Source organism: Candidatus Symbiopectobacterium sp. NZEC127 (assembly GCF_025962675.1).
In the GTDB taxonomy this organism is placed as follows: Bacteria; Pseudomonadota; Gammaproteobacteria; order Enterobacterales; family Enterobacteriaceae; genus Symbiopectobacterium.
Map to the genome: position 1 here is coordinate 1 of NZ_JAGFPG010000064.1, position 578 is coordinate 578.

At 37.5% G+C, this 578-nt stretch carries 1 protein-coding gene; it reads right to left on the reverse strand.

The genetic code is table 11. The features are described from left to right. Positions 1-227: 227 nt before the first annotated feature. Entirely contained in the window at positions 228-437 is a 210-nt protein-coding gene (locus tag J5069_RS23935) for a hypothetical protein (RefSeq protein ID WP_264646138.1), read from the reverse strand. Positions 438-578: the final 141 nt, after the last annotated feature.

Consider the following 578-nt stretch of genomic DNA (forward strand, 5'->3'; position numbering starts at 1 on the left):
GTAACCCACATTGCATTGTTAGTTACTCTTCCCAAATAATTCATATATCTACAACCTTCATCCATTATAAACTCTCTTCCAATTGTATTAGAAAAGAATTTAACGCCCATACCTGCCATTATATTACCCCTATTGATACTCTTAATATGTTATTCGAATCATATACTCGTAACCCTGTTTCATCTAATTCAATACGTTGACCAGTTGAAGCAGATTTAAGCTCTAATTTACCCGGATTTACCAAGTCGCCAACCTGAACCAGAAGACCAGTTATCACTTTGAATATCACCAGCTATTTTAGCATTGGTAATTTGAGCATCAGCAATCTTAGCAGAAGTGATCTGTGCATTACCTATCTTGGCGTTTGTGATACTGCCATCAGCGATCAAGGCAGTACCGATACTCGCATTTTTAATCATCGCGTTATTCAGATACACAACACCGCCATCAATAGTAAACGGACTCTTAGCGTTAGTAGTACTGGCACCAGGAGAAACAACAAACTTATCAGCAACGAAATAGATTGCACTATTAGTACTTGCACCTCAATTAGCGACTAAATTAATACCAGAAACAAC